At 38.7% G+C, this 18,159-nt stretch carries 19 protein-coding genes; 18 read left to right on the top strand and 1 reads right to left on the bottom strand.

Annotated elements, in window-relative coordinates:
• Positions 1 to 95 precede the first annotated feature (95 nt).
• The 16 genes from KW850_RS00745 (at position 96) to spoVM (ending at position 15,250) form a co-directional block, all read left to right on the top strand.
• A complete protein-coding gene (locus KW850_RS00745) occupies positions 96 to 971 on the top strand; it encodes a YicC/YloC family endoribonuclease (protein ID WP_218345671.1) in 876 nt (291 codons plus the stop codon).
• Between the two features lie 60 nt (positions 972 to 1,031).
• Entirely contained in the window at positions 1,032 to 1,295 is a 264-nt protein-coding gene (gene remA, locus KW850_RS00740; protein WP_026566410.1) for an extracellular matrix/biofilm regulator RemA, read from the top strand.
• Positions 1,296 to 1,306: 11 nt separating this feature from the next.
• A complete protein-coding gene (gene gmk, locus KW850_RS00735) occupies positions 1,307 to 1,921 on the top strand; it encodes a guanylate kinase (RefSeq protein ID WP_218345923.1) in 615 nt (204 codons plus the stop codon).
• Between the two features lies 1 nt (position 1,922).
• Positions 1,923 to 2,144 carry a DNA-directed RNA polymerase subunit omega gene (gene rpoZ / locus KW850_RS00730; protein WP_218345670.1) on the top strand — a complete coding sequence of 74 codons (222 nt, stop codon included), beginning with the start codon at positions 1,923 to 1,925 and terminating at the stop codon, positions 2,142 to 2,144.
• Positions 2,145 to 2,332: 188 nt separating this feature from the next.
• Positions 2,333 to 3,556 carry a bifunctional phosphopantothenoylcysteine decarboxylase/phosphopantothenate--cysteine ligase CoaBC gene (coaBC, locus tag KW850_RS00725; RefSeq protein ID WP_218345669.1) on the top strand — a complete coding sequence of 408 codons (1,224 nt, stop codon included), beginning with the start codon at positions 2,333 to 2,335 and terminating at the stop codon, positions 3,554 to 3,556.
• On the top strand, positions 3,543 to 5,954 hold the full coding sequence (gene priA, locus KW850_RS00720) for a primosomal protein N' (protein WP_218345922.1): 2,412 nt from the start codon (positions 3,543 to 3,545) through the stop codon (positions 5,952 to 5,954). The genes coaBC and priA overlap by 14 nt, the downstream gene beginning before the upstream one ends.
• 114 nt (positions 5,955 to 6,068) lie before the next feature.
• Entirely contained in the window at positions 6,069 to 6,554 is a 486-nt protein-coding gene (def, locus tag KW850_RS00715; RefSeq protein ID WP_218345668.1) for a peptide deformylase, read from the top strand.
• A complete protein-coding gene (fmt, locus tag KW850_RS00710; RefSeq protein ID WP_218345667.1) occupies positions 6,551 to 7,489 on the top strand; it encodes a methionyl-tRNA formyltransferase in 939 nt (312 codons plus the stop codon). The genes def and fmt overlap by 4 nt, the downstream gene beginning before the upstream one ends.
• 1 nt (position 7,490) lies before the next feature.
• Entirely contained in the window at positions 7,491 to 8,840 is a 1,350-nt protein-coding gene (rsmB, locus tag KW850_RS00705) for a 16S rRNA (cytosine(967)-C(5))-methyltransferase RsmB (protein WP_218345666.1), read from the top strand.
• Between the two features lie 3 nt (positions 8,841 to 8,843).
• Complete coding sequence (gene rlmN, locus KW850_RS00700; protein ID WP_218345665.1) at positions 8,844 to 9,935, top strand: dual-specificity RNA methyltransferase RlmN; 1,092 nt, start codon at positions 8,844 to 8,846, stop codon at positions 9,933 to 9,935.
• Between the two features lie 5 nt (positions 9,936 to 9,940).
• Positions 9,941 to 10,699, top strand: a complete 759-nt coding sequence (locus tag KW850_RS00695; protein WP_308128739.1) for a Stp1/IreP family PP2C-type Ser/Thr phosphatase — start codon at positions 9,941 to 9,943, stop codon at positions 10,697 to 10,699.
• Positions 10,696 to 12,690, top strand: coding sequence for a Stk1 family PASTA domain-containing Ser/Thr kinase (gene pknB, locus KW850_RS00690; protein WP_218345663.1), 1,995 nt, complete (start codon positions 10,696 to 10,698; stop codon positions 12,688 to 12,690). The genes KW850_RS00695 and pknB overlap by 4 nt, the downstream gene beginning before the upstream one ends.
• A 93-nt stretch (positions 12,691 to 12,783) precedes the next feature.
• The gene (gene rsgA, locus KW850_RS00685) at positions 12,784 to 13,665 is read left to right on the top strand and encodes a ribosome small subunit-dependent GTPase A (protein ID WP_218345662.1); all 882 of its coding nucleotides are present in this window, start codon (positions 12,784 to 12,786) and stop codon (positions 13,663 to 13,665) included.
• A 2-nt stretch (positions 13,666 to 13,667) separates the two neighbouring features.
• Entirely contained in the window at positions 13,668 to 14,312 is a 645-nt protein-coding gene (gene rpe / locus KW850_RS00680) for a ribulose-phosphate 3-epimerase (RefSeq protein ID WP_218345661.1), read from the top strand.
• Positions 14,313 to 14,365: 53 nt separating this feature from the next.
• Positions 14,366 to 15,013 (top strand): thiamine diphosphokinase, encoded by a 648-nt coding sequence (locus KW850_RS00675; protein ID WP_218345660.1) that lies wholly within the window; start codon positions 14,366 to 14,368, stop codon positions 15,011 to 15,013.
• A 153-nt stretch (positions 15,014 to 15,166) separates the two neighbouring features.
• Positions 15,167 to 15,250 (top strand): stage V sporulation protein SpoVM, encoded by an 84-nt coding sequence (gene spoVM, locus KW850_RS00670; RefSeq protein WP_035445740.1) that lies wholly within the window; start codon positions 15,167 to 15,169, stop codon positions 15,248 to 15,250.
• Positions 15,251 to 15,491: 241 nt separating this feature from the next.
• Here spoVM and rpmB read toward each other — a convergent pair whose 3' ends face one another.
• Complete coding sequence (rpmB, locus tag KW850_RS00665) at positions 15,492 to 15,680, bottom strand: 50S ribosomal protein L28 (RefSeq protein WP_026566424.1); 189 nt, start codon at positions 15,678 to 15,680, stop codon at positions 15,492 to 15,494.
• Positions 15,681 to 15,963: 283 nt separating this feature from the next.
• Here rpmB and KW850_RS00660 point away from each other — a divergent pair, with 283 nt between their 5' ends.
• Positions 15,964 to 16,326 carry an Asp23/Gls24 family envelope stress response protein gene (locus tag KW850_RS00660; RefSeq protein ID WP_026566425.1) on the top strand — a complete coding sequence of 121 codons (363 nt, stop codon included), beginning with the start codon at positions 15,964 to 15,966 and terminating at the stop codon, positions 16,324 to 16,326.
• Between the two features lie 36 nt (positions 16,327 to 16,362).
• Entirely contained in the window at positions 16,363 to 18,045 is a 1,683-nt protein-coding gene (locus KW850_RS00655; protein WP_218345659.1) for a DAK2 domain-containing protein, read from the top strand.
• Positions 18,046 to 18,159 lie beyond the last annotated feature (114 nt).

Genomic DNA, 18,159 nt, shown 5'->3' with positions numbered 1-18,159 from the left:
TATAATCCAAAAGGTAATAGAATCCACTCTATTACCTTTTCTTTTTTGAAAAATTTAGGGAGCAATCAATTTTTCAGGAGATTGGATGTGCACAAATGGTTATTAGTATGACGGGATTCGGAAGAGCCAAGGCAGAATCAGATTTCTTCTCTGTTAATGTGGAAATAAAAACAGTGAACCATCGTTTTTGTGAAATGAATATCCGCATGCCCAGGCAGCTATTAAAAATAGAAGATCGAATGAAAAAGAAACTAAGTCAGTATATCCGTCGTGGTAGAGTTGAAGTATATGTCAGCCTAGAGGGTGAAGGTATCGTTACCCGAAAAGTCCATGTTGACTGGAAGCTTCTTGATGAGTATGCCCAAATCATCAAGCAGGTACGTGAAAATTTTGATGTTGAAGGAACGATAACACTTCAGGATTTGCTTAGTCGAAGTGAACTCTTACATATTGAAGAAAGTGAAATCGGCAATGATGAGCTTGAGAAGCTAGTTCTAGATGCAACAGAAGAAGCTGCCAAATTTTTAAAACAAATGCGCTTGGCAGAAGGTGAAGAAATAAAAAAGGATTTGCTCGCTATACTTTCACAATTAGAAATGAATGTGTTTGAACTTCAAAAGTTCGCCCCGCTCGTGGTGCAATCATATAAAGAGCGCCTAACAAGAAGGATGGAAGAATTTGTTAATGGGCAATTGGACGAAACAAGGATCTTAACGGAAGTAGCCGTTTTTGCTGATAAAGCAGATATCAATGAAGAAATTACACGATTAAAAAGCCACATTCAACAATTCGAGCAAACCCTTCAAAGTGTTGAACCAATTGGAAGAAAGTTGGATTTTATCGTCCAGGAAATGAACAGAGAAGCCAATACCATTGGATCAAAAGCAAATGACTCCAACATTGCTAAACAGGTGGTCGATATCAAAAGTTTGCTCGAGAAGCTGAAGGAACAGGTTCAAAATATCGAGTAAGCCTAGTTTAGAAATGGTTTGAGACGGTCAAAATATATTATTGATGATTGGATGAAGACCATGTCGATTAAATTAATTAATATTGGGTTTGGAAATATCGTATCTGCCAATCGAATTATTTCAATTGTCAGCCCTGAATCTGCTCCAATAAAAAGAATTATTCAGGATGCTCGAGACCGGGGGGCATTAATTGACGCCACTTACGGTAGACGGACACGAGCAGTCATTGTTATGGATAGTGACCATGTTATTCTATCAGCTGTTCAACCAGAAACGGTTGCACACCGTTTAGCTGATCGTGATGAAATAATTGATGAAGGGTAGGATTTTTGAAAATGCAGGAAAAAGGACTGTTAATTGTACTTTCGGGGCCATCCGGTGTTGGTAAAGGAACGGTACGGAAAGAAATTTTTTCCCATCCAGATACAGCTTTCGAGTATTCCATTTCGATGACAACCCGCTCACCGCGAGAAGGGGAGATTGATGGAGTAGATTACTTTTTTAAGTCAAGAGAAGAGTTTGAACAATTAATTGAACAGGGAAAGCTGTTGGAGTATGCTGAATTTGTCGGAAATTATTATGGTACTCCTGTGGACTATGTTCGTGAAACATTAGATGCAGGTAAAGATGTCTTCTTAGAAATCGAAGTAAAAGGTGCCCGTCAGGTTCGTGAAAAGTTTCCTGAAGGTTTATTTATATTCCTTATGCCGCCAAGTTTATCCGAATTAAAGAACCGGATCGTAACAAGGGGAACGGAAACCGATGATATTATCCAAAACCGCATGCTGTCTGCCAGGGAAGAAATAGAAATGATGGAATTATATGATTATGTTGTTGAAAATGACCAAGTGGAGCGTGCTTGTGAACGAGTGAAAGCTATTGTCACTGCAGAGCATTGCCGCAGAGAACGTGTAGAATATCGCTATAAAAAATTGCTGGAGGTTGAATAATATGTTGTATCCTTCTATTGATTCATTGCTTGAAAAAATTGATTCAAAATACTCACTTGTTTCCGTTGCTGCCAAGCGTGCACGTGTAATGTCCCAAGTTAAGGATGAAAGATTACCAAAATATGTTTCCCATAAGCATGTAGGGAAAGCACTTGAGGAAATTTATAGTGGTGAATTAACGTACCGGATTTCTACAAAAGCAGAAACTACAGGTGAGCAGTAATAATTATATCGTAAGAAATCATAAGAGAAGGCGTGACAAGAGGGAGAAACCTTACGTGTCAGCCTTTTTTATTTTGGTGAAGCTTTTTTGTAGTTTTTGTCGAATTACAGTAGGTAAAAGATGAAAATTTGCATTCATTCTTGCATAATAAAAAGAAAGACTGATGACAAGAAGCGGGGGAACAGAAGATGATGAAAGATAAAAAAATATTATTATGTGTTACAGGTGGGATAGCCGTCTATAAAGCAGCTGCGTTAACGAGTAAGCTCGTTCAAACTGGAGCACATGTAAAAGTTATTTTAAGTGAATCTGCTCAGAAATTTGTTACCCCATTAACCTTTCAAGCATTATCCCGCCATGAAGTATATGTTGATACCTTTGATGAAATCAATCCGCGTGTTATTGCCCATATTGATTTAGCAGATTGGGCCGATCTAGTCCTGGTAGCCCCTGCGACTGCAAATACAATTGGGAAAATAGCGAATGGGATAGCCGATAATATGATAACTACAACACTGCTTGCAGCAACATCACCTGTTTGGATTGCCCCTGCAATGAATGTGCATATGTACGACCATCCTGCCGTGAAAAAAAACATATCCCTCCTAGCGGAATATGGCTATCAATTCATTGAACCTAGTGAAGGATATCTTGCCTGTGGATATGTAGGAAAGGGCCGTTTGGAAGAACCAGAAAAAATGGTGGAACTTATCCGGGAATTCTTTAGCAGCCAAGGTCACCAGCCCTTAAAAGGAAAAACTGTTGTGGTAACAGCAGGACCTACCCGCGAAAAAATTGACCCTGTTCGGTTTATTTCGAATCATTCTACTGGAAAAATGGGTTATGCCCTTGCAGTTGAAGCAAAAAAACAAGGTGCTCACGTGGTATTAGTTTCGGGTCCTGTTACATTAACACCTCCTAATGGGATGGAAGTAATAAAAGTTGAAAGCGCAGAGGATATGTACAACGCTGTTCTATCGTATTATGACGGAGCGGATGTAGTCATAAAAACAGCAGCTGTAGCGGATTACCGCCCAAAAATCACTTATGAACATAAGGTGAAAAAGCAAGCAGGTGACTCGAGTATTGAATTGGAAAGAACAAAAGATATCCTCTTAGAACTCGGAAAGAAAAAGAAGAACCAAGTGCTTGTTGGCTTTGCCGCTGAAACTGAGAATGTTGAAGAATATGCTAGGAAAAAATTAACAAAGAAAAATGCTGATATGATTGTTGCCAACAATGTAAAAGCAGAAGGTGCAGGGTTTGGAACAGATACAAATATTGTAACGCTGTTCAAACGATCAGGTGACGTAATAGACTTGCCAATTATGTCAAAGAGCAATGCAGCAAAAAGGATTATCGAAGAAATTACTTCTCTATTGAAGGAAATGGATGAAAATGGAAATAGCTAGTGTCATTGTGGATGTACCGACAAAGCAAACAGATCGGGCCTTTGATTATTTGATTCCAGAGCAGTGGAGTGGAGTCATCCAGCCTGGGATGAGGGTAATCGTCCCATTCGGTCCGAGAAAAATCCAAGGGTTTGTCACTTCCTTAAAATCACAATCTGAATTTAATAAATTGCGAGAAATAATCGAACCGATGGAGCTTGAACCTGTATTAAATAAAGAATTATTAGACCTTGGTGACTGGCTTACCGAATATACACTTTGTTTTAAAATCTTTGCCTATCAGGTGATGCTTCCTGCGGCATTAAAAGCAAAGTATGAAAAAAAAGTAAAACTGGCTGCAGGTGTGCAGTTGGCTGATTTATCGGAACCCATCCGCGCTCTATTTGAAAACAAATTAATGGTGGACTGGGAAGAAGCTTTGAAGAATGGAATGCTTCCCTTGTTACAAAAGGAGGCAGCGAACGGGAAGCTGGAAGTCATATACATCGTTAAGGAAAAGGTAAAAAAGAAACAATTAAAGTTTGTCCGGCCGTTTGTTTCCTTTCCTGAATTAAAAGAGATCATTGAGGGTTTCCCTCAGAAAGCAGAAAAACAAAAGCAAGTCTTAAATTATTTTGTCGAACATTTCGATGCAGTTGAATTGAGACAGCTTGTCGCAGAACTAAAAACAACATCCGCTACCATTAAGGCACTTGTAGAAAAAAAGTTACTTACTGAGTATGTAATGGAAGTATATCGTGATCCATTTGAACATAGGACATTTAAACGAACAAAGCCCTTACCATTAACAAATTCCCAACAAACAGCAATTGAACCCATTCTAAACGCAATTGAAACCGATCGACATGAGGTATTTTTGCTTTATGGGGTAACCGGAAGTGGAAAAACAGAAATTTACCTCCAATCCATACAAGAGGTTATTGAAAGAGGGCAGGAAGCCATTGTCCTCGTTCCGGAAATTTCTCTTACTCCACAAATGGTTAATCGCTTTAAAGGAAGGTTCGGGGATTTAGTAGCAGTTTTGCACAGTGGTTTATCTGCAGGGGAAAAATATGATGAGTGGCGCAAAATTCAACGGAAGGAAGTAAAAGTAGCTGTTGGAGCTAGATCTGCAATTTTTGCACCATTTGAGAATTTAGGAATCATCATTATTGATGAGGAACATGAAACAAGCTATAAACAGGAGGAAATGCCTCGGTATCATGCCAGGGATGTGGCAATTGAAAGGGCAAAAACCTATAACTGCCCTGTTGTACTCGGAAGCGCAACCCCATCACTCGAGTCATTTGCCAGGGCTCAAAAGAACGTGTATCAACTCTTATCTCTGCCTAAACGGATGAATAATCAAACTCTGCCGTCAGTGGAGATCATTGACATGCGTGAAGAGCTTCGCAATGGCAATCGGTCCATGTTCTCTCAAAAGCTTTTTGACATGCTGAAGGACCGCATCGAAAAAAAGCAACAATCTGTTCTATTTTTAAATAAACGAGGGCACTCATCATTTGTGATGTGCAGGGATTGCGGATATGTGATGAATTGTCCTAACTGCGAGATTTCGCTTACCTACCACCGTGTTCATGAACAAATGAAATGTCATTATTGTGGGTATGAAAGTCATGTTCCTAAACATTGCCCTGAGTGTTCAAGTGAATATATTCGTTATTTTGGCACAGGGACCCAAAAGGTAGAAGATGAACTTGGAAAAATTCTGCCGGAAGCTCGGGTAATTCGTATGGATGTTGACACAACGGGAAGAAAGGGTTCACACGAACGATTATTAACAGATTTTCAAAATGGCAAAGCAGATATTCTCCTCGGTACACAAATGATTGCTAAAGGCTTGGATTTCCCCAATATCACCTTGGTTGGTGTTCTTTCGGCTGATACGATGCTTCATTTACCTGATTTCCGTGCCTCTGAAAAGACCTTTCAATTATTAACTCAAGTGAGTGGAAGGGCAGGACGTCACCAATTGCCAGGTGAGGTCATTATTCAGACTTATACACCTGAACACTATAGTGTCGAACTGGCCGGGACACAAGATTATGATCTTTTTTATCAACGAGAAATGATGATACGAAAAGCACACCATTATCCACCGTTCTTTTATTTATCATTGATAACTGTCAGTCATGACCAGTTGATGACAGTCGTAACGGCCACAGAGAAAATTGTGAACTATGTACGATCGCAGGTTTCAAACGATGCAGTCGTTTTAGGACCAGCAGCCTCGCCGATTCCTAGGATTAATAATAGATATCGCTATCAATGTCTGATAAAATACAAGCGGGAACCGAACTTGTCAAAAATGTTAAAAACTATATTAGATCAATATCAAGCAGATACAAAGAGCGGCTTAATGGTAACAATAGATGTTAATCCATTTATTTTGATGTAAGTTGTTTGATGTGTACAGAGTGAAAGGTTAATATTTCGCTTTTTTGGTGAAAATGTAAGCAATAAAAAAATTATATACGCCTTAATCAAAATGGCATTTAATGGGGGAAATGAGTTGCCTATACTGAAAGTAGTAAATTACCCTGCTGAAATACTTGAGCAGGCTTGCAAGCCAGTAGTGAAGTTTGATAGAAAACTGGCAAAATTGCTTGAAAATATGTATGACACGATGATTGAATACGATGGGGTGGGGCTTGCTGCTCCGCAAATCGGATTGGATGCACGGATCGCAATTGTTGATATTGATGATGAACTAGGGACCATAGAAATGATAAACCCAGTAATCTTAGAGACATCTGGTGAGCAAACTGGACCAGAGGGTTGTTTAAGTTTCCCAGGACTATTTGGCGAAGTGACAAGACCCAATTTTGTTAAAATTGAAGCATTTGACCGTAGAGGCAAAAAATACACATTAGAAGCAGAGGAATTCCTCGCGAGGGCGATTCAACATGAAATCGATCATTTAGATGGGATTTTATTTACAACAAAGGTGACGAGATATCTAGAGGAAGATGAGTTAAAAGGAGTAGAAGCTGAATGACCAAAATTGTTTTTATGGGTACTCCGGATTTTTCCGTGCCGGTTTTACAACAAATTATTAATGACGGATATGATGTCATTGGTGTAGTGACACAACCAGATCGACCGGTAGGAAGGAAAAAGATATTAACCCCCCCTCCAGTTAAGGTTGAGGCTTTAAAACATGATATTCCCGTCTTTCAGCCAGAAAAAATTCGTCAAGAAGAAGAACTCGAGAAAATTCTTTCCTTAAAACCTGATTTAATTGTTACGGCTGCGTTTGGTCAAATCTTACCAAATAAATTATTAGAAGCCCCAAAATACGGCTGTATTAATGTCCATGCATCCTTGCTTCCAGAACTTCGCGGCGGTGCTCCCATCCATTACGCAATTATTCAAGGAAAACAAAAAACAGGTGTGACAATCATGTATATGGTTGAAAAATTAGATGCTGGAGATATTTTAACTAGTATCGAAGTTCCCATCACTGAAGAAGACAATGTCGGAACACTTTTCGGCAAATTAAGTATAGCAGGGGCTAAGTTGTTATCGGAAACCTTGCCGCTTCTATTGGAAGGGCGACTTACTCCAAAGCCGCAAAACGATGCAGATGCAACCTTTGCATCCAACATTAAACGGGAACAGGAAAAAATTAACTGGACAAAAACTGGTGAAGAAATCTATAACCATATCCGTGGATTAAACCCTTGGCCAGTAGCGTTTACAAGCTTGAATGGTCAGGTTGTAAAGATATGGCGTGCAAACAAGGTAGAAGCGCTCATGGGAGAAGTTCCTGGAACCGTCCTTAAGGTAGAATCTGATGGATTCACGGTTAGCACGGGTAATGAAACAGCAATTAAAATCATTGAACTTCAGCCTTCTGGGAAATCAAAAATGATGAGTGAACAATTCTTAAGAGGTTCAAAAATTTCAGTAGGCACGAAGCTAGGAGAATAGAATGACATCAACGATAAATAATGTACGGACAATCGCAATGGATATGTTAGTAGCTATTGAGAAGAATCAATCCTACAGCAATTTACTGCTAAATACGACAATTGAAAAAAACGATCTGCCTGCTAAGGATGTTGGACTTTTAACAGAATTAGTCTATGGAACATTACAAAGACGAATGGCACTTGACTATTTTTTAGAGCCATTCGTCAAAGAAAATAAAAAGTTAGCAAATTGGGTTCATCATTTATTAAGGCTGACCCTGTATCAAATGTTGTATCTAGATCGAATACCGGACAGAGCTGCCATATACGAAGCAGTCGAGATAGCCAAAAAACGAGGCCATAAAGGAATTGGCAGTTTGGTGAATGGAGTCCTCAGGAGTATCCAGCGAGAAGGACTCCCGTCTTTGGAGGAAATTGCCGACCCCGATAAAAGACTCGCACTTGAAACGAGTCACCCTGAATGGCTGGTTACCCGGTGGGTTGGCCAATTTGGCTATGATAAAACGAAAGAAATGTGCGAAATTAACCTAACAGCACCATTACAAACAGCTAGAGTTAATCTCACGAAAGTCACAAGAGACGAATGTATTGCCATGCTAGAAGAAGATGGTTTTCAAATCGAAAAAAGTCCAATCATTCCTGAGGCAATTCGATCATTAAAGGGAAATCTGGCTTCAACCATTTCCTTTAAATATGGAATGTTTACCATTCAAGACGAAAGTTCAATGCTTGCAGCTTATGCGTTAGGTGCAAAGGAAAACGAATATATCCTTGATGCCTGTGCCGCACCAGGTGGTAAAAGTACACATATCGCTGAAAAAATGGACAATACCGGTGAAGTGATCTCAGTTGATCTTCATCAGCACAAAGTAAGGTTAATTAATGATAATGCAAAACGATTAGGGTTAGAAAATATAAAAACAAGTGTTTCTGATTCTAGACATTTACAGGAAAAGTTTAAGACTGAATCCTTTGATCGGATTCTTCTAGATGCGCCTTGCTCCGGTCTCGGCGTAATGAGAAGAAAGCCAGATATGAAATATACCAAAACAGAGATGGATATAAAACGACTAAGTACAATTCAGCAAGACTTATTAACTTCCGTAACTCCTTTATTGAAAAAGGGCGGCATTCTTGTCTATAGTACATGTACAGTCGATAAAGAAGAAAATGAATATACGGTTAAGACATTCCTGGAGAACAATCCTGACTTTGACGGGGATTTTACCTTTAAAAACCGGATGCCTGAAGCAATCCAGCCCTTAATTACAGGCTTTGATTTGCAGATATTCCCACAGGATTTTGGGTCGGACGGATTCTATATTGCAGTTTTAAGAAAGAAGGTGTAACAGTTGGAACAATTAAATACAACTGAGACAAACACAACTACGGAAATTAAGAAAAAATCAATTTATTCATTGCAGTTACACGAATTAAAGGATTGGCTTTCAGAAAATGGTGAAAAGCCATTTCGTGCGGAACAAATCTTTGAATGGCTTTATAAAAAAAGAATTACAACCTTTGAGGATATGAGTAATGTTTCGAAGGGGCTTAGAGAAAAAATCGCAAGTCATTTTGAACTAACAACATTAAATACAGCGATTCAACAAACCTCATCTGATGGAACGATTAAGTTTCTTTTTGAACTTCATGATGGATACTCCATTGAGACCGTATTAATGCGTCATGATTATGGGAATTCCGTTTGTGTCACAACGCAAGTGGGCTGTCGAATTGGTTGTACCTTCTGTGCTTCTACATTAGGCGGCTTAAAAAGACATTTAGAAGCAGGCGAAATTGTTGCTCAAGTTGTGAAAGTACAACAAACTCTTGATCAAACTGATGAGCGTGTAAGTTCAGTAGTTATCATGGGCATTGGTGAGCCCTTCGATAATTATGATAATATGATGTCATTTTTAAAAATAATTAATCATGAAAAAGCACTTAATATTGGCGCGCGTCATATTACCGTTTCAACAAGTGGAATTGTGCCGAAGATTTATAAGTTTGCCGATGAAGACACGCAAATTAATTTTGCTATTTCTCTGCACGCTCCAAATACAGAATTACGTTCACGGTTAATGCCAATTAACAAGGCCTATAAACTTGATGACTTAATGACTGCAGTAAGGTATTATATCGATAAGACAGGGCGTCGAATAAGCTTTGAATATGGTCTTTTTGGAGGAGTTAACGATTCAGTTGAGCATGCCGAAGAGTTAGCTGAATTATTAAAAGGATTGAAGTGCCATGTGAATCTAATTCCTGTCAACTATGTTCCTGAAAGGGATTATGTACGGACGCCAAGAGACAAAATTTTTGATTTCGAAAAAACATTGAAGAATCGTGGTATCAATGTAACCATTCGCCGAGAGCAAGGGTCGGATATAGCTGCAGCATGTGGGCAACTTCGTGCAAAGGAGCGGAAAGAGGAGACGAGGTGACAAAAGTGAAAGCTGTTTTTAAAACGGACCAAGGTAGAGTCCGTCAGAATAATGAAGATAGTGGTGGTACTTTTGTAAATCGGGACGGACACCGCCTTGCCATCGTAGCTGACGGCATGGGCGGTCACCTTGCCGGTGATGTAGCCAGTAAAATGAGTGTATCACATCTCCAAGAAATGTGGGAGAAGTCTGAAGGAATTCAAACCCCAGATCAAGCGGAAGCATGGCTGAAAAGCCATGTTCTCCAGGTTAATCAATTACTTTTTGAACATTCTAAATCACATGTGGAATGTGAAGGGATGGGCACAACCATAGAAGCTGTAATTGCTTCCGAGAATTTTACAAGTATTGCCCATGTCGGAGATAGTCGTTGTTATATTCTAAATGATACTGGGTTCAAGCAGCTTACGGAGGACCATACGCTCGTCAATGAATTAGTCCGAACAGGACAAATTACAAAAGAGGATGCGGAGCACCATCCAAGGAAAAATTGGATATTAAGAGCACTTGGAACAGAACAGGATGTTAAAATCGATATTAAAACGATCATGTTTGAAGAAGGAGATTACCTTCTATTATGCTCTGATGGATTGTCCAATAAAGTGAATGAAAAGGAAATGGTACAAATTCTTCAAAATGAAGATTCAATTGAAGAAAAGGCTTCTACCTTAATTAAGATCGCAAATGATAATGGTGGAGAAGACAATATTACCCTGATCATATTAGAATATGCTAATGATAATGAATTGGGTGATAATCAGTGATTATTGGGAAGAGAATAAGCGGCCGCTATAAAGTTCTTGAAATGATTGGCGGAGGCGGTATGGCAAATGTGTATTTAGCACATGATATGATTTTAGACAGAGAAGTTGCTGTTAAAATGCTCCGTCTTGATTATGTTAATGATGAGGAATTTATTCGCCGTTTTCATAGAGAAGCACAATCAGCTACCAGTCTTACCCATCCCAATATTGTAAGTATTTACGATGTAGGAGAAGAGGATTCACTTTACTATATTGTTATGGAATATGTGAATGGGCAGACATTAAAGCAATACATACATCAACATTCATCACTACGTGTCGAAAAAGCTGTAGATATTATGATGCAATTAACTTCTGCCATAACTCATGCCCATCAAAATCATATTATTCATCGTGATATTAAGCCGCATAACATACTAATTGATCGGAATGGCAATGTGAAAATTACTGATTTTGGCATTGCAATGGCACTAAGTGCTACAAGCATTACCCAAACAAATTCTGTTTTAGGTTCCGTTCACTATTTATCACCAGAACAAGCAAGAGGCGGCATGGCAAATAGAAAATCTGATATATATTCTCTAGGGATTGTTATGTTCGAAATTTTAACTGGGAGGCTTCCATTCTCTGGGGAATCGGCCGTTTCGATTGCGTTAAAGCATCTCCAATCGGAAACGCCTTCTTTAAGAAGATGGAATCCCAACATACCGCAAAGTGTAGAGAATATTGTATTGAAGGCTACTGCAAAAGACCCCTTCCATCGTTATAACAGTGTTGATGAAATGGAGGAGGATTTAAGAACAGCACTTAATCCTGAGAGAATGAATGAACCTAAGTTTAACATTCCAATTGATGATGAAGCAACTAAGGCAATACCGATTATTACGAATGACCGTCCGCATAAAAATCTTGATGAAACATTAGTTCATAGTGCCGATAAAATTTTACCAAACAAAATAGATACACCGAAGAAAGAGAAAGAAAAAGAAAAAGATAGTAAGAAAAAGCGGAAAAAATGGCCAGCTGTCTTAATTACCACTTTTCTTATCCTTGCTGTTCTTGGACTCTTAGCTCCTACCCTTTTACCTGCATTATTATCTGCTAAAGATATCAAAATCCCTGATGTAAGCGGGATGGAATTAGATGATGCGATTTCCAAGCTAAAGCTTAACGGTTTAGATGTAGAGAAAAAAATCAAAATAACAGATGATTTGATTGATGAAGGAGAAGTCATTAAGACAGACCCTGAAATTGGCACAACGGTCAAGGAAAACACAAAAGTTACACTATATGTGAGTACGGGCAAAGAAAAAACGGAACTCTCAGATTATAAGGGAAGACTATACGATGATGTTTTCCTATTATTGGAAAATAGGAATTTTAAAGATATAAGGAAGAATGAGAAATATGATGAAAGTGAACCAGGAACGATCCTTAATCAATCACCTCCTGGTGGTGAAAAAGTCGTCCCTGAAGATACTGTAATAGAATTTGAAGTTAGTAAAGGACCAGAAAAAATTGTCCTTAGTGATTTAACACAATACACATTAAAAAGTGCTCAGGATTACGCCTCCTTAGTAGGGCTCAAGATCGAGACTGAAGAAAAATATGATGAAAAAGTTCCTGCCGACATGGTTATTTCTCAATCACCAAAACCTGGAACGGAAATGACCAAGGGAGATACCATATCTGTTATTATCTCAAAAGGGAAAGAAGAAAAGCCCCCAAAAACGGTAGTGAAGGAAATAACCATTGATTATGAACCAACCGTTCCGGTCACTGGCGAACCTCTTCCTAAGCAGGAAGTCATCATTTACATCGAAGATATGAATCATAGCATGACAGAACCAGCAGAAACTTTTGACATTACTGAAACAACGAAAAAACAAATTGAGTTAACGATTCCTTATGGTGGAAAAGCTGGCTACAGGGTTATTCGTGATAGTCAGGTCATTGCGGAGGATGTCATAAACTATTCTGAAACAGAATAAGTCCATATTATGATGCTCTTTTAACTAAAGGATTTGAAAACGGGGAATATATGAAGGTTGATATTTTCTAATTGAAAGGCAAGGAGTGTGGCTATGCCGGAAGGAAAAATTGTTAAAGCATTAAGCGGTTTCTATTATGTACTTGGAAATGATAAGTTAATCCAATGCCGTGGCAGAGGGGTATTTAGAAAAAATAAAATTACCCCTCTTGTAGGTGACGAAGTTGTTTTTCAAGCTGAAAATGACTTGGAAGGGTACATTATGGAAGTAAAGTCTCGCAAGAATGAGCTCATTCGGCCACCGATTGCAAATGTAGATCAAGCCATTCTTGTGTTTTCCGCTGTTGAACCAGAATTCAGTACAGTCCTATTAGATCGTTTCCTCGTTCTTGTTGAATTTAATCGGATTGAACCGCTAATTTGCATTACCAAAATGGACCTTACTACCGATGATGAGAAAATGATGATAAAGGATTATGCAGAGCAGTATACAGCAGCAGGCTATAAAGTAATCCTTACTTCTTCCGAAACAGAAGCAGGAATTGAAATGTTAAGTCCGCATGTTGATAATAAAATATCTGTTTTTGCTGGTCAATCTGGTGTTGGGAAATCCTCGTTACTGAATGTTCTTAGGCCAGATCTTGATTTAAAAACAAATGATATTTCCTCCCATTTAGGCAGAGGAAAGCATACGACAAGACATGTGGAATTAATTAAGATCGGCAATGGACTTATTGCCGATACTCCAGGATTTAGTTCATTGGAATTTACTAATATTGAAGCGGAAGATTTAACTTTTTGTTTCCCTGAACTACAAAGTGCAAGTGAGAATTGTAAATTTCGAGGCTGTTTGCATGTTTCTGAACCCAAATGTGGTGTGAAACAAGCCGTAGACACAGGGGATATCCCAGGATATCGATACGAACATTATTTAGATTTCTTACAGGAGATAAAGGATAGAAAGCCGAGGTATTAATAATGGTTAAAATAGCACCTTCCATACTATCAGCCGATTTTTCGAAATTGGGTGAAGAAATTTTAGCGGTGGAAAAAGGGGGAGCTGACTACATTCATATTGATGTCATGGATGGTCACTTTGTACCTAATATTACGATTGGACCCTTGATTGTTGAAGCGATTCGTCCAATCACGAAACTTCCACTTGATGTACACCTTATGATTGAAAACCCTGATCAATATATTGAAGCATTTGCTAAAGCAGGTGCTGATTATATTACCGTCCATGTGGAGGCATGTCCTCACTTACATCGCACGATCCAAAATATTAAATCCTTTGGAATTAAGGCAGGTGTAGTTTTAAACCCAGCTACACCTGTGGAATCGATTCAACACATAATTGGGGACATCGATATGGTCCTATTAATGTCGGTCAATCCAGGATTCGGCGGGCAAAAGTTCATACCTGAGGTTCTTCCGAAAATTAGAAAAGTAAAAGAAATGGCAGAACAAAAAGGTTTAGACCTAGAGATTGAAATTGATGGCGGTGTTAATTCAGAAACGGCAAAACTATGCATGGAAGCGGGAGCCAATGTCCTTGTGGCAGGATCTGCTATATATAATGAAGAAGATTATGCGAAGGCAATTTCGCTGATACGAGGTTAATGGGAGGCCAGCTTACGTGCTGGCTTTTTGCATATTGAAAAAGGAGAATTGTTATGATTATCAATATTGTTGCCGGAGGCCCTGAAGACCTTTTGCCAGATTTAACTGAGTACATAGAAAGTGATGCAATTTGGGTAGGAGTCGACCGCGGCGTCTATCACCTCTTAAAAAGAAATATTAGTCCATTTATTGCTTTTGGCGATTTCGATTCTGTGTCTTTAGACGAATTAATGTTTATTGAAGACCGTGTTTCTGAATTGAAAAAGTATAAACCGGAAAAGGACGAAACAGACATGGAACTGGCCCTCAATTGGGCACTTGGTCAGCATCCAAGCGCCATTCGCTTATTTGGGGCTACCGGAGGCAGATTGGATCATTTGTTTGCTAATGTACATTTATTACTCAATCAATTCAACCAAAAAAAAGAAGTGGATATTTGTTTAATTGACCGTAATAACATCATTTTTATTAAAGAAGCAGGCAGCTATACGATTGAAAAAATGAATGCAAAAAAATATATTTCCTTTGTTCCTTTAACACTAAATATCCGCAATCTTACCCTTGAGGGCTTCAAATTTCCTTTGAATAATCGTCATATTTCAATTGGTTCAACACTATGTATTAGTAATGAACTTATTAGTGATTATGGTACTTTTTCATTTTCTGAAGGCATATTAATAGTGATAAGAAGTCATGATTAATATGTTTTTGTAACTAACTCAGAATAGCCCATTAAAGTTGGAATAGTGCCTTCAATGTTTTTGGTACTGATTTCGTTCGTTTGAATAAAATGGTAGGGCGTTCGAAAAAAGTTGGGTTGAAATAAGCTGGGGAGATTTGTGAGGAGGGACAGTATGAAATTTTATACGATTAAACTGCCGAAATTTTTAGGTGGACTTGTCCGCGCGATGATTGGAGCGTTTAAAAAGAACGAATAGCATATGCATATGTTAATAATCTTTAAGCTAATGGCACCCGTTTAATTTGGGTGCTTTTTATTTTGTTTATTGGGAAAAAATAAATATGTTGATTGGAGCGAAAGGTGCTTCCCTTCCACGGGCGGTCCGTGGAGCCTCCTCATCGCTTCACGCCTTCCGCTGGAATCAGCATTGACTTTTAATACAGCTTTTGAATAAAAAGAAAAGACATCCTTAACGGATGCCCATTCCAAACGTTCTATTAAACGCGTTCTACTTTACCGGATTTCAACGCTCTTGCAGAAACCCAAACACGCTTAGGCTTTCCATCAACAAGAATACGTACTTTTTGTAGGTTAGCACCCCATGTACGCTTGTTTGCGTTCATAGCGTGAGAACGTGCGTTACCAGTTGTTGTTTTCTTTCCAGTTACAACACATTGACGTGGCATAATGATTTCCCTCCTTAACTACCAAAAGCTTTATACAGCAATCTAAGATCCTCATCTGGAAAAAGAAAATTGTATGAACAAATTTTCTAGACTTGAGATACCTTAATAATTTATCATACAACCTATTTGATTGCAATAGTATCCTTTCAAGAAAAAAACCTTGACATCATCATTATTTAAATGCTCTTATACTAATCAGGCAGGAATAACTTTCAATATTGCATTGACTATAGTAAAATGACTGTAGTCAAGGAGCAATTTTTTTCAGGAGGGGGAACGATTCATGTCCATTGAATTAAAAACAAAGTTCGGACAAATTGATATTTCTAACGAAGTAATCGCGACCATCGCAGGAGGTGCGGCAATCGAATGTTATGGAATCGTTGGAATGGCCTCAAAGAATCAAATTAAAGATGGAATTACGGAAATACTACGTAAAGAAAATTTCACTCGTGGCGTAATTGTTCGCCAAGAGAATGAAGCATTACATATTGATATGTATATTATTGTTAGCTATGGAACGAAAATTTCCGAAATTGCCCACAACGTGCAATCAAAGGTTAAATATACCCTCGATAAGACTGTTGGACTTGCCGTTGACTCCGTAAATATTTACGTTCAGGGAGTTCGAGTGACGAACCCGTAAGTTCGTGTAACGAACTCTGTAGAGGAGGAAAGTTTAGTGTCAATAACAGCTTTAGATGGAAAACGTTTTGCCGAAATGGTGATTCAAGGGGCCAATCATTTAGCAGCGAATGCAAAAATGGTTGATGCTTTAAACGTTTTTCCCGTGCCAGATGGTGATACCGGAACTAACATGAATTTATCCATGACATCTGGGGCTAAGGAAGTAAAAAATAATGTTCAAGACCATATTGGTAAAGTGGGATCAGCCCTTTCCAAGGGATTGCTTATGGGGGCCCGCGGAAATTCAGGAGTTATTCTATCACAGTTATTCCGTGGTTTTTCTAAGGCGGTTGAAACGAAAGCAAACATCTCAGGGATAGACTTTGCTCACGCCCTAGAGGCTGGAGTAGAAACTGCATATAAAGCCGTAATGAAGCCTGTAGAAGGAACGATTTTAACTGTTGCTAAGGATTCTGCTAAAAAGGGCGTACAAGCTGCACAGAATTCAAATGACATCATTGTCATTATGGAAGAAGTATTAAAAGAAGCAAAGGTTTCATTAAAACGCACTCCAGAACTGCTTCCAGTTTTAAAGGAAGTTGGCGTGGTTGATAGTGGCGGCCAAGGACTTGTATTTGTTTATGAAGGGTTTCTTGCAGTTCTAAAAGGCGAAAAGCTGCCTGATACACCTACTGCAGCTCTTTCAATGGATGAATTGGTCAGTACTGAACACCATAAAAGTGTTCAAGGACATATAAACACAGAAGACATTGAATTTGGGTATTGCACCGAATTTATGGTGCGTTTTGAACAAGAAAAAACAGCAAAACATCCGTTTGATGAAGGCATGTTTAGAAATGACCTCAGTAAATTGGGCGATTCTTTATTGGTCATTGCGGATGATGATGTGGTGAAAGTGCATATTCATTCCGAACAACCTGGAGAAGTACTTACCTATGGGCAAAAGTATGGAAATTTAATTAACATGAAGATAGAAAACATGCGTCAACAGCACACCAATATTGTTGGCGAAACACATAGTGCCTCCGCTACTGACCGTAAAAAGTCCTCAAAAGAGAAGCAAGAATACGGAATTGTTACCGTGTCTATGGGCTCAGGGATTGCAGATTTATTTAAAAGTATTGGTGCTCATGAGGTTATTGAAGGCGGGCAAACGATGAATCCGAGTACGGAGGATATCGTCAAGGCTGTTAAGGAAGTAAATGCTAAAAAAGTATTTATCTTACCTAATAATAAAAACATCATTATGGCAGCTCAGCAGGCAGCAGATGTTTCGGAAGAGGAAATTTATGTGATCCCGTCTAAGACGGTCCCGCAGGGACTTTCAGCTTTGTTAGCGTTTAATCCTTCAGCTGAACTTCAGGCAAATCAAGATGCAATGAATGAAGCGTTAAAACACGTGAAAACTGGTCAAATAACCTATGCTGTTCGGGATACCCAGATTGATGGCTTAGAAATCGAGAAAGATGATTTTATGGGTATTGCTGAAGGAAAAATCGTTGTTAAAAACAAGGACAAAGGAAAAGTTGCTGAGGACCTACTTTCACAAATGCTAGATGAGGATTCAGAAATATTAACCATTATTTATGGGGAAGACATTAGCGAAGAAGAGGTAAACAAGCTAAGTCAGTTTGTAGAAGAACATTATGAAGATGTTGAAGTTGAAATCCATAATGGCAGACAGCCGTTATATTCATTTATCTTTTCAATTGAATAATGAAAAGCTAAAATAGAAGGGAGTTTTCCCTTCTTTTTTTGTGGAAAAAAGCAATTGGAAAAATAAGACAATAAAAACAGGGTTATGAGATAGAATAGCGCCCGAGGGGGAGAA

Source organism: Bacillus sp. sid0103 (genome assembly GCF_019219025.1).
This window is presented reverse-complemented; position numbering and strand designations above follow the sequence as displayed.